Origin of the sequence: Pseudomonas sp. ERMR1:02, assembly GCF_002277815.1 — a bacterium.
GTDB lineage: Bacteria > Pseudomonadota > Gammaproteobacteria > Pseudomonadales > Pseudomonadaceae > Aquipseudomonas.
Map to the genome: position 1 here is coordinate 1 of NZ_NKJI01000027.1, position 21629 is coordinate 21629.

The 21629-nt window shown below is 59.5% G+C and carries 12 protein-coding genes and 7 pseudogenes; 9 read left to right on the plus strand and 10 right to left on the minus strand.

All coding sequences use genetic code 11. The features are described from left to right. Positions 1 to 226 precede the first annotated feature (226 nt). The 6 genes and pseudogenes from CES87_RS29140 to CES87_RS29165 all read right to left on the minus strand — a co-directional run bounded on the left by CES87_RS29140 (position 227) and on the right by CES87_RS29165 (position 10472). Positions 227 to 1702 carry an efflux transporter outer membrane subunit gene (locus CES87_RS29140; RefSeq protein WP_128608824.1) on the minus strand — a complete coding sequence of 492 codons (1476 nt, stop codon included), beginning with the start codon at positions 1700 to 1702 and terminating at the stop codon, positions 227 to 229. Beyond that, entirely contained in the window at positions 1699 to 4806 is a 3108-nt protein-coding gene (locus CES87_RS29145) for an efflux RND transporter permease subunit (RefSeq protein WP_128608825.1), read from the minus strand. Before CES87_RS29145 ends, CES87_RS29140 begins: the two co-directional genes overlap by 4 nt. Next, positions 4803 to 7907: an MdtB/MuxB family multidrug efflux RND transporter permease subunit gene (locus CES87_RS29150; RefSeq protein WP_128608826.1), complete on the minus strand. Its 3105-nt coding sequence runs from the start codon at positions 7905 to 7907 to the stop codon at positions 4803 to 4805. Before CES87_RS29150 ends, CES87_RS29145 begins: the two co-directional genes overlap by 4 nt. Beyond that, a complete protein-coding gene (locus CES87_RS29155) occupies positions 7904 to 9220 on the minus strand; it encodes an MdtA/MuxA family multidrug efflux RND transporter periplasmic adaptor subunit (protein ID WP_128608827.1) in 1317 nt (438 codons plus the stop codon). Before CES87_RS29155 ends, CES87_RS29150 begins: the two co-directional genes overlap by 4 nt. 178 nt (positions 9221 to 9398) lie before the next feature. Further along, the gene (gene tpx, locus CES87_RS29160) at positions 9399 to 9899 is read right to left on the minus strand and encodes a thiol peroxidase (RefSeq protein ID WP_128608828.1); all 501 of its coding nucleotides are present in this window, start codon (positions 9897 to 9899) and stop codon (positions 9399 to 9401) included. 130 nt (positions 9900 to 10029) lie between these two features. Continuing rightward, positions 10030 to 10472, minus strand: a pseudogene (locus CES87_RS29165) (polyketide cyclase). 254 nt (positions 10473 to 10726) lie between these two features. Between CES87_RS29165 and CES87_RS29170 the strand changes: the two are divergent. The 7 genes and pseudogenes from CES87_RS29170 to CES87_RS29200 all read left to right on the plus strand — a co-directional run bounded on the left by CES87_RS29170 (position 10727) and on the right by CES87_RS29200 (position 17401). Continuing rightward, positions 10727 to 11151, plus strand: a pseudogene (locus CES87_RS29170) (YciI family protein). Between the two features lie 103 nt (positions 11152 to 11254). Beyond that, a pseudogene (locus tag CES87_RS29175) lies at positions 11255 to 11439 on the plus strand (DUF6124 family protein); the annotation flags it as partial. 301 nt (positions 11440 to 11740) lie between these two features. Further along, a pseudogene (locus tag CES87_RS29180) lies at positions 11741 to 12187 on the plus strand (hypothetical protein); the annotation flags it as partial. Positions 12188 to 12197: 10 nt separating this feature from the next. After that, on the plus strand, positions 12198 to 13610 hold the full coding sequence (locus tag CES87_RS29185; RefSeq protein ID WP_128608829.1) for a DUF1254 domain-containing protein: 1413 nt from the start codon (positions 12198 to 12200) through the stop codon (positions 13608 to 13610). A gap of 49 nt (positions 13611 to 13659) precedes the next feature. Next, a pseudogene (locus CES87_RS29190) lies at positions 13660 to 14141 on the plus strand (DUF58 domain-containing protein); the annotation flags it as partial. Positions 14142 to 14212: 71 nt separating this feature from the next. Then, positions 14213 to 16609, plus strand: coding sequence for a tetratricopeptide repeat protein (locus CES87_RS29195; protein WP_128608830.1), 2397 nt, complete (start codon positions 14213 to 14215; stop codon positions 16607 to 16609). A gap of 354 nt (positions 16610 to 16963) precedes the next feature. Continuing rightward, complete coding sequence (locus CES87_RS29200) at positions 16964 to 17401, plus strand: hypothetical protein (RefSeq protein ID WP_256591135.1); 438 nt, start codon at positions 16964 to 16966, stop codon at positions 17399 to 17401. A 48-nt stretch (positions 17402 to 17449) separates the two neighbouring features. Here the strand turns inward: CES87_RS29200 and CES87_RS29205 are convergent, their stop codons facing one another. After that, the gene (locus CES87_RS29205) at positions 17450 to 17932 is read right to left on the minus strand and encodes a DUF934 domain-containing protein (RefSeq protein ID WP_128608831.1); all 483 of its coding nucleotides are present in this window, start codon (positions 17930 to 17932) and stop codon (positions 17450 to 17452) included. Next, entirely contained in the window at positions 17929 to 19602 is a 1674-nt protein-coding gene (locus tag CES87_RS29210) for a nitrite/sulfite reductase (RefSeq protein ID WP_128608832.1), read from the minus strand. Before CES87_RS29210 ends, CES87_RS29205 begins: the two co-directional genes overlap by 4 nt. A gap of 326 nt (positions 19603 to 19928) precedes the next feature. On the opposite strand from CES87_RS29210, the pseudogene CES87_RS29215 reads away from it, so the two are divergent. Then, positions 19929 to 20288, plus strand: a pseudogene (locus CES87_RS29215) (cbb3-type cytochrome c oxidase subunit I); the annotation flags it as partial. Then, positions 20287 to 20400 (plus strand): annotated as a pseudogene (locus tag CES87_RS33805) (cbb3-type cytochrome c oxidase subunit 3); the annotation flags it as partial. The pseudogenes CES87_RS29215 and CES87_RS33805, both read left to right, overlap by 2 nt. Before the next feature lie 131 nt (positions 20401 to 20531). On the opposite strand, the gene CES87_RS29230 reads toward CES87_RS33805, so the two are convergent. After that, complete coding sequence (locus CES87_RS29230; RefSeq protein ID WP_128608833.1) at positions 20532 to 21026, minus strand: hypothetical protein; 495 nt, start codon at positions 21024 to 21026, stop codon at positions 20532 to 20534. An 87-nt stretch (positions 21027 to 21113) separates the two neighbouring features. Then, the gene (locus CES87_RS29235; protein WP_128608834.1) at positions 21114 to 21629 is read right to left on the minus strand and encodes a GNAT family N-acetyltransferase; all 516 of its coding nucleotides are present in this window, start codon (positions 21627 to 21629) and stop codon (positions 21114 to 21116) included.

Sequence of the window (21629 nt, forward strand, 5' to 3'; positions counted from 1 at the left end):
GGGCAAAAAGCGCGATTGTACTGATTCCGGCATTGAACGCACTGAAAAAGTAATCATTTCGCCATCAGGACGATGAAACACTTGTTTAACCACCGCCGTAGCCCGTTCCAGAGCCCTGTAGGAGCGAGCTTGCTCGCGATGGACGACTAGACACTGCGGGCATTCAGGCCCCCCGCATTATCGTTGACCACCATCGCGAGCAAGCTCGCTCCTACAAGGGCCAAGGTCAGTTGTGTTGTTCAAGCTGCCCATCCCAGCCACCACCCAGCGCAGCTATCAACTGCACGCTGGCAATCAAACGGCTCTGCAACAGATCCAGCGCACTGCGCTCGTTGTTCAATGCCGCCGCTTGAACCACCACCACATCCAGATAGGCAATCACCCCGGCCTTGTACTGATTCTGGGTCAAGCGCAAGGATTCGCGTGCCGCGTCCAAGGCTTGCTGGCGAACGACCGCTTCGTTCTCCAGGACCTTGAGTTGCACCAGGAAGTTTTCCACTTCGCGGAAGCCATCGAGCACGGTCTGGCGGTATTTGGCCACGGTTTCGTCGTAGGCCGCTTCGCTGCGGTCCACTTCCGCCGAGCGTTGACCGCCGTCGAACACAGTCATGGCCAGTTGCGGACCAACCGACCAGAAGCGGTTAGGCAGGCTGAACAAGTCCTTCGACGTACTGCTGCTGTAACCACCGTTCAGACTCAGGGTCAGGTCCGGGTAATAGGCAGCCTTGGCCACGCCGATGTTGGCATTGGCGGCCATCACCGAACGCTCGGCGGAGGCAATGTCCGGACGGCGTTCCAGCAACTGGGAAGGCAGGCTCAGCGGCACCTCGGGCAAGGCCGGAATATCCTCGGATTCAGCCAGCTTGAACTCGGCTGGCGGCAGACCGATCAGTACCGCGATGGCGTTTTCGAACTGGGCGCGTTGCCAGATCAGATCGACCATGTCTGCCTCGGTGCTCTTGAGCTGCGTCTGCGCCTGAGCCACCGCATCCTTGCCGGAAACACCGGCACGGTACTGGTTCTCGGTCATTTTCAGCGAGCGCTGGTAGGCCTCCACGGTCGATTCCAATAAGCGCTTCTGCTCATCGATGACCCGCAATTGCAGGTAGTTCTGCACCAGTTCCGACTGCTGGCTCAAACGCATCGCCGCCAGATCGGCGAAGCTGGCTTCGGCGTTGGCTGTGTCGGCTTCGAGACCACGGCGTAATTTGCCCCAGATATCCGCTTCCCAACTGACGCCGGCCTGTGCCGTGTAGGTGTTGCGGATGCCGCTGGAAGAGCTGCTAAGGCTTGAGCTACTACTGCCGGTGCCCCGACCGGAGCGGGTTTTCCCTGCGGTCAGGTCCACCGTCGGGAAAAACGCGCCCCGAGCGCTACGCACCAAGGCCTGAGCCTGACGGAACTGGGCCTCGGACTGGGCAACGGTCTGGTTGGAGCTGTTGAGCTTTTCGATCAGGCCATTGAGCTGCTGATCGCCATACAGTTCCCACCAGGCTCCGCGGGCCAGGGCATCGCTCGGATTTGCCTGACTCCAGCCGGCCGCTTCCTTGTATTGCGCCGGATCAGCAGTTTGCGGGCGCTGGTAATCCGGGCCGACGGCGCAGGCACTGAGCATCGCCACGCACAGCGACAGGCTCAGCAACCGCGAGCCTCGAGCGGTGTTCAGCGGTGTGGCCAGGTTGAACAGCGAACGGTCAGTCATAGCGGAGTATCCAGAGCAGCATCGGTACGCACCCCACGCCAGTGGTTGAAGCGATGGCGCAGTTTGTCGAGATAGAGGTAAACCACCGGGGTGGTGTAAAGGGTCAGCACCTGGCTGAAGATCAGTCCGCCGATGATGGTCAGGCCCAGCGGCTGGCGCATCTCGGCCCCTTCGGCACGGCTGAGCAGCAACGGCATGGCACCGAGGATCGCCGCCAGGGTGGTCATCAGGATCGGCCGCAAACGTTGCAGGCACGCATTGCGAATCGACTCCAGCGGCGCCATGCCTTGCTGGCGTTCGAGTTGCAAGGCCAGGTCGATCATCAGAATGGCGTTTTTCTTCACCACGCCGATCAGCAGGAACAGCCCCAGCAATGAGATCAGGCTGAATTCACCGCCCAGCGCATAAATCGACAGCAACGCGCCGACGCCCGCCGACGGCAAAGTCGAGAGAATGGTCAGCGGATGAATGTAGCTTTCATACAGCACACCGAGCACCAGATAGACCGCCACCAACGCGCCAAGGATCATCCACGGCTGGCTTTTCTGGGTCGCGGCAAAGGCGTCGGCGGTGCCGGCCATTTTCACGATCACGTCTTCCGGCATCCCCAGCCTGGCAATCGCACGCTCGATGGCCGCCGTGCCCTGCTCCACCGTGACCCCTTCAGCCATGTCGAAGGAGATACTTTCGGAGGCAAACTGACCTTCGTGGCTGACCCGGTCGTCTTCCAGGCTGTTTTCGTAGTGCGCGATGGTCGACAGCGGAATCCGTGCCCCTGTGGCGGTAATTACCTGAACCTGCTTGAGGGTGATCGGGTCCTGGGCGTATTTCGGATTGACCTCCATCACCACCTGGTACTGGTTGAGGCTGTCGTAGATGGTGGAAATCTGCCGTTGGCTGTAGGCGTTGTTCAGTACCGCCGTGACCATGTTCATATCGACGCCCAAGCGTTTGGCCTGGTCGCGATCAACAATCAACGTGACCTGTTGGGCACCACGGCCTTCGCGAGCGTCAATCGCCGTCAGCTCCGGCAAGGCCTTCAGCGAAGTGACGACTTTCGGATACCACTCGCGCAGCTCGCCAAGATCAGCGCTTTGCAGGATGTAGGAATACTGCGACGTGGTCTGCTCGCGGCCACCACCGAATTGCAGGTCCTGGTCAGCCATCAACATCAGTTGCGCGCCGGCGACTTTGGGCATTTCCTTTCGCAGGCGCTCGATGACCTTTTGCGCGGAAATATTGCGTTCCTTGATGGGCTTGAGGCGCACCAGCATGAAGGCGTTGTTGGTGCCGTTGTTGCCACCAATGAAACCGGCGACGCTTTGCACTGCCTCGTCCTTGAGCACGGCACGCCGGAACGTCTCCATTTTCGGCTGCATCACGCTGAACGACAGGCCGTCGTCACCGCGTACGAAACCGATCAATTGACCAGTGTCCTGCTGCGGTAAAAACGTTTTTGGAACAACAACATACAGCGCGATGTTAACGCCAACTGTCACAAACAGACTTAGCAGCGTCAGCCGGCGATGACGCAGCACCCAGTCGAGGCTAGTGGCGTATTTGCCGACCATCCATTCATTGGCGCGCTGACTCCAGCGTTGCAGAAGGTTTTCCTGGCCCGGCGTGTGCGGCTTGAGCCAGCGGGCGCAGAGCATCGGGGTCAACGTCAGTGAAACCACCAGCGACACCACGATGGATGCCGCCAACGTGATGGAGAACTCGCGGAACAGGCTCTCGATGATCCCGCCCATGAACAGGATCGACAGGAACACCGCCACCAGCGACACGTTCATCGACAGCAAGGTGAAGCCGACTTCCTGGGCGCCGAGATAGGCGGCCTTCATCGGTTTGATGCCTTCGTCGATGTGTCGGGAAATGTTTTCCAGCACGACGATGGCGTCATCCACCACCAGTCCGGTGGCCAGAATCAGCGCCATCAGCGACAGGTTGTTCAACGAAAAGCCGTAGAGGTACATCACCGCAAAGGTGCCCACCAGCGACACCGGCACCGCCAGGGTGGGAATCAACGATGCACGGAAATTACCGAGAAACAGGAACACCACCAGAATCACCAGCGCTACGGCGATCAGCAGGGTCATTTCCGCTTCGTGCAACGTGGCCTTGATCACCGGCGAACGGTCCATGGCCAGGTTCAGTTTGACGCTGGCCGGCAGCACGGCCTGCAACGCCGGCAACTGGGCTTTGATCTCGTTGACCGTCTCGATGATGTTGGCGCCGGCCTGGCGGTTGATCACCAGCAGCACCGCCGAGTCGTCGTTGAAGAAGCCGCTGTTGTAGCGGTCTTCAACGCCGTCGCTGACCTTGGCCACATCCTTGAGACGCAGGGCCGCGCCATTCGCGTAGTGAATGATCAGCGACTCGTAGTCCTTGGCTTTTTCCAGTTGGTCATTGGCCTGCACCTGCCACAGACGCTGGCCGTCTTCCACCGAGCCCTTGGGCCGGCGCACGTTGGCGTTGGCGATGGTGTTGCGCACATCATCCAGTGCCACGCCGTACTGGTTGAGCGCCTGGGGTTCGAGCTCGATGCGCACCGCTGGCAAGGAGCTGCCGCCGATCTGCACTTCACCGACGCCCTGCACTTGCGACAGGCTCTGGGACAGGATGGTCGAGGCCAGGTCATACAACTGGCCTTTTTCCAGCACATCCGAGGTCAGCGACAGCACCATGATCGGCGCTTGGGACGGGTTGACCTTCTTGTAGGTCGGCATGCTGCGCATACCGCTGGGCAATAGGTTACGCGAGGCGTTGATCGCCGCCTGCACTTCACGTGCCGCGCCGTTAATGTCGCGGTCGAGGTCGAATTGCAGGATCACCCGGGTCGAACCCTGGCTTGATCGGCTGCTCATGGTGTTGACCCCGGCGATGGCACCGAAGGATCGCTCCAGGGGTGTAGCCACCGTGGAGGCCATCACTTCGGGGCTCGCGCCAGGCAGGCTGGCCTGAACCACGATCACCGGAAAGTCCATTTGCGGCAGTGGCGACACGGGCAACAGGCCGAAACTCACACCACCCAGCAGCATGATCGCCAGGCTGAGCAACATGGTTGCCACCGGGCGCTTGATGAAAGGTCCCGAAAGGTTCATGGCTGCTCTACCGCTTCCACGGACTCAGGCTTGCGACTCCAGCGCCGACCGAGGCGGTCGAAGTACAGGTAAATCACGGGCGTGGTGAAAAGGGTCAGAACCTGACTCACGAGCAACCCGCCGACCATTACCAGACCCAGCGGCTGGCGCAGTTCCGCCCCGGAACCGGTGGCCAGCATTAGCGGCACCGCGCCGAACAATGCCGCCAGTGTCGTCATTAAAATCGGCCGAAAACGCAGTAGTGCGGCCTGATAGATTGCCGTTTCCGGGTCCATGCCCTGATTGCGCTCAGCATCCAGCGCAAAGTCGATCATCATGATCGCGTTCTTCTTCACGATGCCGATCAGCAGGATGATGCCGATGATCGCGATCATGCCCAGGTCATTGCCGCTCAACAGTAGCGCCAGCAAAGCGCCGACCGCCGCCGACGGCAAGGTGGACAGGATGGTAATCGGGTGGATGTAGCTCTCGTACAGCACGCCCAGCACGATGTACATGGTCACCACCGCCGCCAGAATCAGCAGCAAAGTGCTCGACAGTGAGGCCTGGAAGGCTTCGGCCGCGCCCTGGAACTGGGTCTGCACGCCAATCGGCATGCCGATGTCCTTCTGCACCTGCTCGATAATCTGCACCGCATGCCCCAGCGCCACGCCGGGCGCGAGGTTGAACGACATCATCACCGCCGGGAACTGACCGATGTGGGTGATCGCCAGTTGCGCCTGACGCTCTTCGATGTGGGCCAGGCTGGACAGGCGCACCTGACCACCTTCGGTGGTCTTGACATGAATCTGTTCCAGCGCCTGCGGGCCGATCTTCTCGCCGGACTGCGACTGCAGCACCACACGATATTGACTGGCCTGGGTGTAGATCGTGGAAATCTGCCGCTGACCGAAGGCGTCATACAACGCATCGGTAATGTTCGACACCGATACCCCTACTCGTGACGCAGCGTCACGGTCGATCACCAGATAGACCTGCAAGCCCTTGTCCTGCAAGTCGCTGGCAACGTCGGTCAGCTCCGGGCGATCCGCCAGGGCCTCGACCAGCCGCCCGCTCCACAGGCTGAGCAATTCGGAGTCCGGCGACGACATGCTGAACTGGTACTGCGTGCGGCTGACCCGGTCCTCGATGGTCAGGTCCTGCACCGGCTGCATGTACAGGCGGATGCCGACCAGTTTGTCCAGTTCCGGTTGCAATCGGGCAATCACGCCGGTTGCGCTCAGATCGCGGTCGCCGTGGGATTTGAGGTTGATCAGCAGTCGACCGCTGTTGAGCGTCGAGTTATCGCCGTCGACACCAATATAGGACGACAGGCTCTCCACCGCCGGATCGGCCAGGATGACTTTGGCCAGTTCCTGCTGACGTTCACTCATCAAAGCGAAGGAAATCGACTGCGGCGCCTCTGAAATGCCCTGGATCACCCCGGTGTCCTGCACCGGGAAGAAGCCCTTGGGCACCACCATGTACAGGAATACCGTCAACGCCAGGGTGCCGATAGCCACCAGCAGCGTCAGCGGCTGGTGCTTGAGCACCCACTGCAATTTGCGTCCGTAGGCGGCGATCATCCAGTCGATTGCAGCGCCACTCGCGCGGTAGAAGCGGCCCTGTTCTTCTTCCTTGGGTTCGCGCTTGAGCAATCGCGCGCACATCATCGGCGTCAGGGTCAGGGATACCACCAGGGAAATCAGGATCGCCACCGCCAGGGTTATCGCAAACTCGCGGAACAACCGCCCTACCACGTCAGCCATGAACAGCAGCGGAATCAGTACCGCGATCAGCGACAGGGTCAGGGAAATCAGGGTAAAGCCGATCTGCTTGGCGCCCTTGAGTGCCGCGTTCAGCGGGCTGTCGCCCTCTTCGATGAATCGGGAGATGTTCTCCAGCATGACAATGGCATCGTCCACCACGAAACCGGTGGCGATGGTCAGGGCCATCAGGGTCAGGTTATTGACCGAGAAACCGGCAAGGTACATCACCCCGAAGGTGCCGATCAGCGACAGCGGCACGGCCACTGACGGAATGATCGTTGCACTGGCCCGGCGCAGGAACAGGAAGGTGACCATCACCACCAGGGCGATAGCGATCAGCAATTCGTGTTGCACATCCTTGACCGAGGCGCGGATGGTCTGGGTGCGATCGGTCAATACAGTGACGTCGAGACCGGCAGGCAGGTTGTCGGTGATGCTCGGCAGCAAGGCCTTGATCCGGTCCACCACCTCGATGACGTTGGCCCCTGGCTGGCGCTGGATGTTCAGCAGCACCGCCTGGTTTTCGTTGGCCCATGCCGCCAGACGTTCGTTTTCGGCGCCGTCGACGATCTCGGCCACGTCCTTGAGCCGCAACGGCGCACCGTTGGCATAGGCCAGGATCAGGTTGGCGTAGTCCTGTGGCGAGGTCAGTTGATCGTTTGCATCCAGCATCGACACCCGGGTCGGGCCGTCGAAGTTGCCCTTGGGCTGGTTGACGTTGGAAGCGCCGATCAGGGTGCGCACGTCCGACAGGTTCAGACCGTTGGCTGCCAGGGCTTCGGGATTGACCTTGATCCGCACCGCCTGACGCTGTCCGCCGGCAATGCTGACCATGCCGACGCCGCTGATCTGGGCGATTTTCTGCGCCATGCGCGTATCGACCAGATCGTTGAGCTTGGGCAACAGCATGGTCTTGGAGGTAATGGCCAGGGTCAGGACCGGCGTATCGGCCGGGTTGACCTTGTTGTACACCGGTGGCGCTGGCAAGTCCTTGGGCAACAGGTTGGTCGCGGCGTTGATCGCGGCCTGCACCTGCTGCTCGGCAACGTCCATGTTGATGTCGAGGCTGAAACGCAGGGTCAGCACCGAGGCGCCGCCGGAGCTGGTCGAGGCCATCTGGGTCAGGCCGGGCATTTGTCCGAACTGCCGCTCAAGCGGCGCGGTCACGGCGCTGGTCATGACATCGGGGCTGGCGCCGGGATAAAGCGTCATGACGCGAATGGTCGGGTAATCGACCTGAGGCAATGCTGAAACCGGCAACAGGCGATAAGCGATCACGCCGGCCAGAACGATGGCCAGCATGCTCAAAGTGGTCGCTACCGGGCGAAGGATGAACAGCCGCGAGAGGTTCATGCGCCGCCCTTTTTCGCCTTGTCGGCAGGCGCGGGCTCAGTCGAGTTGACCGCCGATTTGCCTTGCAGGTGGCCAGCGGGGTTGGCCGGCACCTGCTGCGGGTCGTTGACCACTTCTACGTCGCTGCCGTCCTTCAAGCGGTCGGTGCCCTCCAGAACCACGCGATCACCGGCGGCCAGGCCATCGGTGATCACAGTGTTTACGCCGTCGCTGGCGCCGATTTTCAGCTGGCGGATCTTGACCTTCTTGTCGCCGTCCAGGGCATAGACGAACGTGCCATTGGTGCCGAACTGGATCGCGGCGGACGGTGCGAGCACAACGTCCTTGAGGGTGTCCGCCAGCAGGCGCACATTGACGAATTGGTTGGGGAACAGGGCCTGATCGCGGTTGTCGTAACGGGCCTTGAATTTCAGGGTGCCGGTGGTGACGTCGATCTGGTTGTCCAGGCTCTGCAACACGCCAGTGGCTTGCAGTTTGGTGTCACCACGATCCCAGGCTTCGGCCGGCAATTTGGCACCGCTGCGGTAGCGCGCGAGCACGGTGTCGAGGCTGTTTTCCGGCAGGGTGAAGGCCACGCTGATTGGTTGGGTCTGGGTGATGATCGCCAGCGCTGTGGTGTCGTTGGCCGCTACCAGGTTGCCGACGTCGAGCTGGCGCAGGCCGACGCGTCCGGCGATTGGCGCGCGAATCTTGGTGAATTCGAGATTGAGCTTGGCATCGTTGACCGCCGCCTGATTGGTCTTGACCGTGCCCTGGAATTGACCGACCAGCGCAACGGCGGTGTCCAGGGTTTGCTTGGCGATGCTGTCTTCACGGTACAGTCCCGTATAACGCTCGACATCCACCTGGGCATTCTTCAGCTGTGCCTGATTCTGCAGCAAGGTGCCTTCTGCCTGGAGCAAGGCGTTCTGGAAGGGTCGTGGGTCGATTTCGGCCAGCAGGTCGCCAGCCTTGACCATTTGCCCTTCCTCGAAATAGATCTTGACCAGTTCACCGCCGACGCGGCTGCGCACGTTGATGGTGTTCAGCGCGGTGACCGTGCCCAGCGCCTTGTAGTACAACGGGAAGTCACCCTTGACCGCCGGCGCCACACGCACCGGAACCGGCCCCGATGCACCGCCGAACCCCGGACGCATTGCCCCCGACCTGCCGGTGTGCCCGGCCACGGCTTTCGGCTGCGCACCCTCTTTCGGCACAGCGCCGCCGGGCCAGAATTTCCAGCACAGGGCGGCGATGACCAACAGGACAAGCAGGCCAAACAGCCAGCGACGTGGACTACGGGAAGCGGAGGATTGCATTGAATGATCAACCATTGGGCGCGTGGGCTTCTTTTACATGAGGCTGAACGATAAGCACTGGCGGGTCTTAAGCAAAGCGCCTTTACCGGCAATTTACCTTTGGCTTACGTAACAGGAGATTTATCCAAGACACTGAAACACAAATGAAAACGGCCTGGACAGGGCCAGGCCGTTAACAATTGTAAAACTCTACTTATTTCAAGACAGCGAGCGCTGCTTCGTAGTTCGGTTCTTCAGCGATTTCCTTGACCAGTTCGCTGTGCAGCACGTTGTCGTTCTCGTCCAGTACCACGACAGCACGAGCGGTCAGGCCTTTGAGCGGGCCTTCAGCGATGGCAACGCCATAGTTCTCGATGAACTCGGCACCGCGCAGGGTCGACAGGTTCTGCACGTTTTCCAGGCCTTCGGCGCCGCAGAAGCGGGCCTGGGCGAATGGCAGGTCAGCGGAGATGCACAGCACCACGGTGTTTGCGACGTCATTGGCCTGGGCGTTGAACTTGCGTACCGAAGTGGCGCAGGTCGGGGTATCGACGCTTGGGAAGATGTTCAGCACTTTGCGCTTGCCTGCAAAGTCTTTCAGGGTGACGTCGGACAGATTGCCGGCAACCAGGGAAAAGGCTGGCGCCTTGGAACCGGCTTGAGGCAGTTGGCCGTTGACTTGAACCGGGTTGCCTTTAAGAGTGACTTGAGCCATGAACGGAGTCCTTCTGTACGTTGTTGTTGAGAATTTTGAAGAGGCCGAAGTTAACCATGAAATTGGTGAACGACCTACTGCGGATACTACCTATCCATAATCAACACAAAACCCTGTGGGAGCGGCGGTGCTATCTGAGTAACCGCAACATATTGCGATGCCGCGCCTCGAAGATCCGCCGCATATAGGCATTCACCAGCAGCGCTTGGGCCAACACACCACCCATCGCCGAATACGTCACCCGATCGGTATACAGCGTACCCCCTCTCCCACCGCTACCCGATGCTCATGACGAAAGGCACGCATTGGGCCCTTGAGCATTTCGTCGATGAAATGTGCATCGCCAACCTCACGAATCACCACCGTCCAGTTCGACGGAATGAAGTTGAACATCCAGTGCCGAAAGCGGAACTGCCGCCCTGCTTCGATACGCAGATTATTCAGGTCGATATCGCCCAGCGGTGTGATGCGCTCGGGAAAGATTTTCGGGAAATTCACGCCGTCGAGGCAGAAGTCGAGGACCTCTTTGGGCGTGCGATCGGGAATTAGCGTTGTGAGTTCTAGAACGGGCATAGATGAGGGCATTCCATTGACCAGGTAACTCACAGACTACCATCCCATAGGAGCTGGCTTGTCGGGTCGCCGCATCGCAGCGAAGGCTGGTATGTCAGACGGACCGAGTTGCGGCGTTCGCCAGCAAGCCGGCTCCTACATAAGGGATTGGGGGTATCACCAAATTTGTTACTACTTTCTGTGACTGCGTTGTCGATTCAGCCGGTGATCATTCGACTATAAGTGAGCAATCCAAATCCAACGGAGAAAACACCATGCGATTCATGATCATTATCAAAGCCAGTCAGGACTCCGAAGCCGGCATCATGCCCAGCACCGAACTGCTGACCGCAATGGGCAACTACAACGAAGAACTGGCCAAGGCCGGCATCCTCGTCGCCGGCGAAGGCCTGCACCCGAGCAGCAAAGGCGCCCGTGTGCGTTTCTCCGGCGACAAACGCTCGGTGATCGACGGTCCGTTTGCCGAAACCAAGGAACTGATCGCCGGCTACTGGCTGTGGCAGGTGAAGTCGAAGGAAGAAGCCATCGAATGGGTCAAGCGCTGCCCGAACCCGATGCCGGGAACGGAAGCCGAGATCGAGATTCGCCAAGTGTTCGAGATGGAAGATTCGGCGCAGAACTCACGCCGGAACTGCGCGAGCAGGAAGAGCGCGCGTTTGGGCAAGGGAAGAAGTGCTGAGTGTCGAATGAAGCTGGCAATGATTGCAGAGACAGTGATCTTTTGCATCAAAACGCCATCTTCCGGGGCTACAGCGCCTTGCGGCATTGCCAACAACTACGCCGATATCGACAACCACACCCTGCTGGAATACGCCTGCGTATCGCTGACCTCGGCCAATGTCATGGCCAGTGATTTCGCGCGGGATCTGAAGGGATCGCAGGGCATCACTCTGCTGGGGATTCAGCAATCGATCATGCTGGGGAAATGGCGGTGAATCGGGTGCTGGATAATCTTGATCCGCCTTAGTCGGCGCTGAGTTATCGACCCCCGAAGTTTCTTCAGGGATACCGCGTTATCGTTCTTCGCGGGCAAGCCTCGCTCCTACGGATCCCACTGACTGTAGGAGCGAGGCTTGCCCGCGAATGCGTTTTCAAGCACACCACCTTTTCGAATCTTCCCTCAACCTCCTGATTCGTATTAACTTTTAGTACACACAAATATCGAAAACTTGCAAACAAAACCAAGGAATCAAGGCCTCCGACTGGCTAACCCCCATTTAGCTGCTAGCTTCAAGAAATGTCCTACAGGCTTGATAAGAAAGAGATTGACCAAAGGCGTGCAGTTGGGTATCGGCCCGCAGATTACCGTTCCCTTCGCCGATCGGGACGAACTGGGGACGGGCAAATGGCAGGCCGGTCTGGCCGCAGTAGCCATCGACTCCTCGCCTCGCGGCCTGTTGGGCGCGCTGGTGTAATACCAGAGTTCATTCGCTGGCGATCACGACCGCGAACAAGTCGAAACCGCCACCTTGCAGCCCTTCATCATTCACAACCTGGAAGACGGATGGTACCTGCGCTCCACCGGCATCTGGACCTACGACCTGAAGAACGACACCCACTACATCCCACTCGGTTTGGGTGGCGGCAAAGTCTGGAAGTCCGGGCGTAATATTCTCAACGCCTTCATCGAGCCGCAATGGACAGTCGACCACAAAGGCGCTGGCCGGCCGAAGTTCACGCTATTCGCCGGGCTTAACGTCACGTTTGGAAAATGAGGACACTGCCATGCACATTGCAATTCGCACAGCCGGATTCAGCATGATGACAATGTTTGTCAGTTGCGGCGTGGGTGCCAACTTCACCGCCACCCCGCAAGAGGCCCGGGGCATCGCCAAGGAAGCCTATTTGTACGGCTTCCCGGTGGTGGAAATGTACAAGACCCTCTACACCCAGGCCGTGGACAAGAAGAGTTCCAATTTCAAGGCGCCGTTCAACCAGATCGGCAACACCGCCAAGGCCTTCACGGCCAAGGATACCGCATTCGTCTCGCCGAATGCGGACACCCCCTACTCCTTCGTCTGGATGGACCTGCGCGCCGAGCCATTGGTGCTCACTTTGCCGCGCATCGATGAGCACCGTTATTACTCGGTGCAATTGATCGACGCCTACACGCAGAATTTTGCTTATCTGGGCACCCGCAGCACGGGCAACAGTGGCGGCCATTTCATGGTTGCGGGGCCGAACTGGCAGGGTCAGCAACCGCTGGACATCGACCGCCTGCTGCGCAGTGAAACCAACATCGCCTATGCGCTGTATCGCACGCAGCTGTTGGATGAAAAGGACCTGGCCAAGGTCAAGCAGATCCAGAAGGGCTACAAGGTTGAAACCCTGAGCCGGTACGACAAGCACAAGGCACCGCCTGCCGCAGCGAAAATCGACTGGCCGAAACCCATGCCAACCATGAGCGACACGCCAGATCTGTTTCGCTACCTGAATTTCATGCTGGCCTTCGCACCGGCCCAGGACGTGGAAAAAGATCTGCTCGCACGCTTCAAGACCATCGGCATCGAAGCCGGCAAGCCGTTCGATCTCATCAGGTTGAGTGCCGATCAGCGCAAAGCCCTTGAGGATGGCATCAGCGACGCCAAGGCTGAATTCGCCGAATTGCAGAAAACCAAATTCGACACCCACGAACTGTCCAGCTCGGTCGCGTTCGGCACTCGCGATCATCTCAATGGCAATTACCTGTACCGCTACGCCGGCGCCAACATGGGTATCTTCGGTAACTCTGCCGAAGAGGCGAATTACATCCCCTATTTCGTCGACAAGGACAGTAAACCGCTCGACGCCTCGAAGCACGACTACACCCTGCATTTCGACAAGGGCGCCCTGCCCCCGGCCGAGGCCTTCTGGTCGCTGACCATGTACAACGCGAAGAACAAATTGCTGGTAGCCAATCCCCTCAACCGCTATCTGATCAACTCGCCGATGGTGCCCGACCTCAAGGTCGATGCCGATGGCGGCCTGACCCTTTACCTACAGAACAAGGCCCCGGCCAAGGACCTGCAAAGCAACTGGTTGCCGGCACCCAACGGGCCGTTCTACAGCGTGCTACGCCTGTACCTGCCAACACCTGCAGTCGCTAGCGGCCAATGGCAAATGCCGTCGCTGACGCCTGTAAACCAACAAAAACAGTAAGCGGAGTCATTCATGGTCAGGCCTTTCGTTTTTCCTCCGACATTACCGGCGCCGAGGTGAACCCGGCGATGATTGCGGCACCTCGACTGGCGCGCCTCGGTACGCACTGGCAAACCGGTGGTGCGTACCTTCACCGAAGAGGGCGACCGCCCGGCGTTGATCCTGGTCGATCAGCGCATCAGCATGTTTTTCGGCTCGCAACGCAGCTTCAAATCTGCGGTCGACGCGGAACTTGGCGCACTGGCGGCGTGGATGGTGTTCAACGCCGGCGACCGGGTCGGCGGGCTGGTGTTCAACGATCAGGCATCGACAGCGTCGCGCCGCTGCGCAGCCGCAAGCGAATCGAAGCGCTGTGCAGCCGCATCGTCCAGCAGAAACAGCAATTGAACGCAGCCAATCCGGACGCCGAAGGCGAAGACCAGCTCGACAAGGTTTTGCAGCAATGCCTGGCCTTGGCGGGGCACAGATCATTTGATCTGTATCGTCAGCAACCTGCACAGCGGATCACAACCGTCATTTGACAGACGCCGGGCATCCGGCAAAGCTGCGTCGAGCATGAACGCGCGCCTGACGGCAAACGCACCTGGACTACGGAAGTCGTAATGCCGAAAGATAAAAATAAAGCGATAGCCCCAACCCCTGATTCGCAACCGAACCTGATCAATCGCTACCTGTTTCCTGTCACCATCGGCGTGCTGCTTCTGGCGGTTATGGGCATCGGCTGGTTTCTGTTCAGCAGCAAACCGGTTCCCGTGACTTACGCGCCGGCCGGCACGCCTGTCGCTCAAACCACCCAGCCGAAACCGGTGGCCGCACTACCAGAGATGGCGCCGGCAACAGTGCCGGCGAAAATGGTCGACGAGCAGCAATGCCAGGCATGCCACAACACCCAGGTCAAGGACTGGCAAGGCTCCCATCACCAATTGGCGATGCAGGAAGCCACCGCTGAAACGATGCTCGGAGACTTCAACAACGTCACCTTCAAGGCGCAAAAGGAAACCACCCGCTTCTCACGCAAGGATGACGGATTCTGGGTCAATACCCCCGGCATCGACGGCAAAAACGCGGACTTCAAGGTCGCCTACACCTTTGGTATCGCGCCGTTGCAGCAATACCTGATTGCAGTCGGCGACGGTCGCTTGCAAGCCCTGGGCGTGGCCTGGGATACCGAGAAACACCGCTGGTTTCATCTCTATCCGGGCCAGGGCGTGACCTTCAAGGACCCGTTGCATTGGAGCAAACCGAGCCAGAACGCCAATTTCATGTGCGTCGAGTGCCACACCACCGGTTACAAACGCAACTTCGATGCGGCAAAAAACACCTTCGACAGCCAGTGGAACAGCCTCGGTGTCGGCTGTCAGGCCTGCCACGGTCCGGCCTCCAATCATCTGGAATGGACGGCGAAAAAAACCGATCTGATCCACGCTGGTTTTGCCGTCGACCTCAAGGACAAAAACGCCACCGTCGAAATCGAAACCTGCGCCCGCTGCCACTCTCGCCGCGCACCGCTGGGCGATGGTTACACTGTCGGCAAGCGCCTGATGGATGACTACCTGCCGAGCACCCTGACCCGTGAGTTGTATGCCCTGGATGGCAAGATCAAGGATGAAGTGTTCGAACACGGCTCCTTCGCGCAAAGCAAAATGTTCGACAAGGGCGTGCGTTGCAGCAATTGCCACAACCCCCACAGCACCCAACTCAAGGCACCCGGCAACGGCGTCTGCCTGCAATGCCACAACACTGCCGGCAAGACCCCGGTGGAAGGTGTCGATGGCAAGGGCCTGCAAGCGAAGAACTACGATTCCATCGAACACACCCGCCACACCATGGGCCAACCGGGTTCGCAGTGCGTGGATTGCCACATGCCCGGCAAGTTGTACATGGGCAACGACTTGCGTCATGACCACAGCTTTAGCATCCCCAATCCCGAACGCGCGAAGAAACTCGGCACGCCGGACGCCTGCCTGACCTGCCATCAGGGCAAGGCCGGGGACAATGCCGGTAAAAAAGTCACCGAGCAGTTCAAGCTGTGGAACACCGCCAATGCCGGCACCCCGCAGGCCCCACGCTACGACGAAAGTCTGTGGCTGATTCGCAATGGTCAACCCGGCGCAGCGCAAGCCTTGTTCGAGCAACTGCAACGCAGCAACCTGCCGGCGATTGAGCGGGCGACTCTGCTCACCGAATTGCCGTCGTACCCGAGCGATCAGGCGCTGAAACTGGCGACCAAGGATCTGAGCAACCCGGCACCGCAAGTGCGTGAGAGCGCTGTGCGCGCGCTCAGCGCATTCCTGCCGCCCGCGGAACGTGCGCCGCTGTTGACGCCGTTGCTGAGCGACCCGGTGAAGGCCGTGCGCATTGCGGCAGCGCGGGACTTGCTCGGCGTGGCGCGTGACGGTCTGGGCAATGCTCAGGGCAGCTGGAACAGCGCCATCGCCGAATACGAGGCGGTGCAGAAAAGCCTGGCCGAACGCGCCGAAGCCAACCTCAACCTGGCCATGCTGTATCAAGCCAGCGGCCGCAGTGGCGAGGTCGAAAGTCAACTGCGGACTTCCCTCCAGCGTGATCCGGATTTCTACCCGGCGCTGGTGACACTGGTGCAGTGGCTTGAGGCCAATGGCCGCAACCAGGAGGCTCAGGCGCTGCTCGCACAAAGCCTGAAGGAACACCCGGACGCCGCCCTGCTGCAACACACTCAGGGCCTGTCGCTGGTGCGTGCCGGTAAATCGGAGCAGGCCATGCCGTTCCTGCGCAAGGCGGCGCAACTGGAACCGCAGACTGCGCAATACGGCTACGTGCTGGCGGTGGCGTTGCATGACAGCGGCAAGGTTGATGCAGCGTGCCAGGAGCTGGAAAGATTGTTGAAGGTGCAGCCGACCAACCGCAATGCACGACTGGCGCTGATCCAGTACAACCTCGATAACGGGCAGGAGCCCAAGGCGCAGGTGCTGCTACAGGGCTGGAAGAAAATGAACATGGGAGATCCGGCGTTGAAGTGATTGGGGGGAAGGCCCCTTCGCGGGCAAGCCTCGCTCCTACAGGTCTAATGTATGGCCGAACCCTGTAGGCGCAAGGCTTGCCCGCGAAGACGTGCGCGCGAACAACGCCATCCTCAAGCCCAGATCGATGCATGCCCTCGTAGCGATAAAAAATTCCTACGATTTTTAGTGATATCACAGTGATATCACTGTTAAAGTTCATGCCGCGTAAACACACCCCCAAATAATCACCTCGTGGCCTGCATGAAGCACGCCCCGGCCAATGACGGCACAGTCCAGTCGCAAGGAAAAAAATGGTAGTTATCCGCAAGCTTTCACCGTTACAGCCCTGACCGCCACCCTCCTGACTTCCGGTTGCGCAAGCATCGTCGGGGACAGCAAGTATCCGGTGAACCTATCGAGTACCCAAGCGGGGCCAACTTCACTATCCAGAACAAGGCCGGTGTCGTCGTTCATAACGGTTCCACGCCCAATACCGTGACGCTGCCTTCGGGTCGTGGCTACTTCAAAGGCGAGACCTACACGGTTACCTTCAAGAAAGAAGGCTACGCCGATACCACAGCACAGCTGGAAACCAGCATGAGCGGCTGGTACTGGGGCAACATTCTGATCGGTGGGCTGATCGGCATGTTGGTAGTCGATCCGTTGACTGGGGCGATGTACAAGCTTCCTGCTGACGCCGCAGGCAATTTCGGTAAACCGTTGACTGCAGACGCTCCCAAGGACCTGACCCTGCTCGAAATCGATCAGATTTCACCGAGTGATCGGGCAGCTCTGATTCGCATCAATTAAGTGCACCCGGCGCATCCTGCCCAAGGATGCGCCCTCGTCGTCGACGATCTACTGCCGTCGCCGAAACAACGGCCGCGGCTCAATCACAGAACGCCCGTACAGCACACTCATCCCCGCCAACCCCTTCAGTGCATCCTCGGCGGATTTATCCTCGCGCACCGCGAAGCTGTCGAAACCGCACTGGCGCATGTGGCTGAGCTGGTCGCGCAGCACATCGCCGATGGCACGCAACTCGCCCCTCCAGCCCAATCGACTGCGCAGCAGATACGCCTGGCTGTACGCGCGCCCATCGCGAAAACTCGGGAAATCCAGAGCGATCAATGGCAGCTGGGCAAACCACGGCTTGAGGCTTTCCACTTCATCGTGCGGGCCGAGCCAGACGCCATTGGGGTGAGGGTTTTCCAGCCAGCGTACCAGCGGCAAAATCAACGCCTGCGCCGGTACAAACTCTTGCAGATCGCGCACGAGTATCCATGGATCATCAGAGATGATCCGCGCTTCGCCCTCTTCCAGCCGCAACACATTGTTCATGCCGACACCTCCAGCACTTTCGGATAAACCGACTCCTTGAACGGCTCAAGGCCGATGCGTTGGAAAGTGTCGACAAACAGTTCTTCACTCTCGCGGTAACGCACGAAGGTCTCGATGATGCGCTCGATGACCCCGGGCACCTCGACGGCGCTGAATGATGGACCGATGACCTTGCCCAATGCACTGTTCTTGCCCTGGGCGCCGCCGAGGGTAATCTGGTACCACTCGCTGCCGTTTTTATCGACACCGAGGATGCCGATGTTGCCAATGTGGTGGTGACCGCAGGCGTTCATGCAACCGGAAATATTGAGGCTGATGTCGCCCAGGTCGTGCAGGTAATCGAGGTCTTCGAAGCGCGCCTGAATGCCTTGGGCGATGGGGATTGACTTGGCGTTGGCCAGCGCACAAAAGTCGCCACCGGGACAGGCAATGATGTCAGTGAGCAACCCGACGTTGGCGCTTCCCAGATTGTGTTCGCAGGCCAGACTCCACAGCGCGAACAGCTCGGCCTTCGGTACATCCGGCAGGACGATATTTTGTTCGTGGGCAATGCGAATCTCGGCGAATCCAAAGTGCTCGGACCACTCGGCCACCGCTTCCATTTGTGCGGTGGTGACATCGCCCGGTGGCGAGGCGTTGCCGGGTTTGGTCGACAGCACCACGCTGGCGTAACCCGGCACTTTGTGCGGCTGCACGTTACGCAGCACCCAGCGTGCGAACGCCGGACTCTTGGCCAGATGCGTACCGAATTCGAGATCGGTATTGGCCAGAGCACGATAATCGGGCGCGATGAAGGCACTGGCCACGCGCTCGTACTCATCAGCAGTCAGTTGCGCCGGACCGTCCTTGAGGTACTGCCACTCCTCCTCCACTTCCCGGGCGAAGGCCTCAATGCCCAGGGCTTTGACCAGAATCTTGATCCGCGCCTTGTACTTGTTGTCGCGCCGGCCATGGCGGTTGTACACGCGCAACACCGCCTCGACGTAGGACAGCAGGTGCTGCCACGGCAAGTTTTCGCGGATCTGCAAGCCGAGGATCGGCGTGCGTCCCAGACCGCCACCGACGATCACCCGCAGCAGCATTTGCCCGTCCGCGCCTGGGTAAAGATAGAGGCCGATGTCATGCATCATGATCGCCGCCCGATCCTGCTCGGCCGAGCAGATGGCGATCTTGAATTTGCGCGGCAGGAACAGGAATTCGGGGTTGATGGTCGACCATTGCCGCAGGATTTCGGCCAGCGGTCGCGGATCGATCATTTCGTCCGCCGCGACTCCGGCGAAGGCTTCGGTGGTGATGTTGCGCACGCAGTTGCCGGACGTCTGGATCGCGTGCATTTCCACCTCGGCCAAGCGTTCGAGGATGTCCGGCACCTGGGCCAGTTCGATCCAGTTGAACTGCATGTTCTGCCGGGTGGTGAAGTGGCCGTAACCGCGATCGTAATCCCGGGCGATGCTCGCCAGCGTGCGCATTTGCCTGGCGCTCAACGTGCCATAAGGAATCGCCACGCGCAGCATGTAGGCATGTTTTTGCATGTACAGGCCGTTCTGCAGGCGCAAAGGCAGGAACTCTTCTTCGCTCAGTTCACCGGCCATGAAACGTTCGACCTGATCACGAAACTGCGCAACCCGTTCGAACACCAGCGCCCGGTCATAGTCGTCGTACTGATACATGTGGCTACCTCATCAGGATTGGGCACGTAACCCTGTAGGAGCGAGCTCGCTCGCGATGGAGTCAATGGCGACGCGCTCATCCAGAAAGTTCGCGTTTTCGTTAACGACCATCGCGAGCAGAGCTCGCTCCTACAGTGGTGGCGACTATGAGCTTTCGGCGCAGTACGTTACAGATCCACCTGAACACTAAAAAACCGTATCAGAACGCGGCAGATAGCCGCAGGTATGCCCAATACCTGATCCGGACAAATGAATTTTTCCTGAGCCTGTTTTGTTTTACCGGTGTTTTTACAGTGCACGCCATTGCAACCGTGGAAGCATTGAGCATGAGCACAACAACTATTGGACAGGCCTATAACTACAAGGTCGTCCGCCAATTCGTCGTGGCGACCGTATTCTGGGGCGTCGTGGGGATGGCGATGGGCGTCTGGATCGCGTCGCAACTGGTGTGGCCCGAGATGAATTTCGACCTGCCATGCAGTTTCCGCCGCTTGCGTCCGCTACACACCAGCCTGGTGATTTTCGGTTTCGCCGGCAGCGCGCAATTCGCCGCCAGTTATTACGCGGTGCAGCGTACCTGTCAGGTGCGGCTGTATTCGGACAAACTCGCTGCCTTCACTTTCTGGGGCTGGCAGTCGGTAATCGTGGTGATGCTGATCAGCCTGCCGCTGGGCTACACGACCACCATTTGCCGATGATCCGGAGGTGGCGCGGCGGGTGGAGTTGGCAATGGGTAAAACCGTGAACGCCGTTTCACCTGAAGTACCGAAGCCGGGTTGGGCTAATCTCGAAATCTGATGCACCACAAATCCAATGTGGGAGCGGGCTTGCTCGCGAAGGGGCCGTATCAGTCAACATTGATGTTGACTGATATTCCGCTTTCGCGAGCAAGCCCGCTCCCACAGGGGGATGTGTGGTGTCCAGAGAATTCAGCTGCGCTCGCGGGGTATCAGGCTCTGCAATTGCTGAGCGAGGAAGTCCGCATCAAACGCAAAGGTATCCGGGTCTTTCAAACCATTGGTCTTGCGCCACTGCCAGCCATCCGACGGCGGCAGGCAGACCAGCGAAACGCTGCCATAACGCGCGGCGGTAAAGCCCATCACCGCCACGGAAATCTGACCACCGACACCCATCACATCCGGCACAAATTCCACCGGCTTACCAGCAATCAAAATGGACAGCTTCTCGGTCCTGAACGTCGACGTCTCGACCGGCACACTCGGCCCGAACGCAACATACTGTTCGCGACTCACCTCAAGCAGATTCGGCGTCAGCACCGGTTCCAGCCATTGCTGGATCTGATCGAACAATTCACCAATGAGCGTCGCCCACACGGCCGATTGCGATTCAAACAATTGCTTCTTGTGCGCTTCGCTGTCTGCGTAGTGGCGAAGCATCTCGCCCAGTTGCTGTACATCGTCCATTGCGGTGTTCCTTTGGTTGAAACGGTGCTGCGGACTTTGAGCATGGCAGATGCGCGCGGATTGCGTACGACTAAACGCCGGGAGGTATCAGCCGGGCATGCGCCGCAGGCGCGCCATGCTCAGGACGTCAACCCACTGGCCGTCACGCAGCCCGTAGTCGCGTAACTGCCCTTCGGTTTCGAAACCGAATTTTCGGTACAGCCCAATGGCGGCTTCGTTGTCAGCATAAACGGTCAATTCGACACGGCGCAGGTTCATCCAGTTGTCAGCAATATCCAGCGCCGCCGCCAGCAGCATTGAACCCACGCCTTTGCCCTGCCACGCCCGCGCAACGCCCATGCCGAAGCTGCCGGCGTGGCTGCGGCGGATGCGCGAAAACTGCTCAAGGCTAATGTTGCCGATGACTGTTCCTTGATGCAGCGCCACCAGTTGCACGACCCGCTCGTCGTAGGACGCCAGGCGTTTACGCCAGATCTCGGTGGACAGAAACGGCATTTGCAGCGTCTGACGCAAAACCGCCGGTTCGTGATAAAGCGCGGTAATGCCTTCGAGGTGGGATTCGTTTAGGCGTTCGAGGGTGATGACCGATTCAGAGACGGGCAT